This window comes from Halorubrum sp. Eb13, from assembly GCF_002252895.1.
GTDB lineage: Archaea > Halobacteriota > Halobacteria > Halobacteriales > Haloferacaceae > Halorubrum.
In genome coordinates this window covers 381-795 of sequence record NZ_NHPE01000087.1, presented here as the reverse complement: position 1 = coordinate 795, position 415 = coordinate 381, and the positions used below count along the sequence as shown (strand labels likewise).

Genomic DNA, 415 nt, shown 5'->3' with positions numbered 1-415 from the left:
CGGGCGGCCCACTCCAAGTACCACACCGCCCAACACCTGCTGTCGGCGCTCCTCTTGAACGAGTTCGACGCGCAGACCACCGGAAACCAGCTGTACGACGACCACGCGCACCTCGACGCGGCGTACGACCGCTTCGACGACGCGGACCTCGACCGCATCGAGGCCCGGCTCAACGACCTCGTCGCCGACGAGCGTCCCGTGACGAGTTACGCGATGGACCGCGCCGAGGCCGAGGCGACCCTGGACTCGGAGCGAACCCGCATCGACCTCCTCCCCGACTCGATCGAGGAACTCCGGATCGTCGAGATCGGCGCGGCCGGCGCGGACGACGCGGGCCTCGGGACCGACGCGGACCCCTACGACCGCACCGCCTGCGCCGGAACTCACGTCGGTAACACCGGCGAGATCGGCGAGG

The 415-nt window shown here is 70.4% G+C and carries 1 pseudogene; it reads left to right on the top strand.

Going from position 1 to position 415, the window contains the following annotated elements:
• Positions 1-415 (top strand): annotated as a pseudogene (locus tag DJ75_RS11060) (alanyl-tRNA editing protein); the annotation flags it as partial.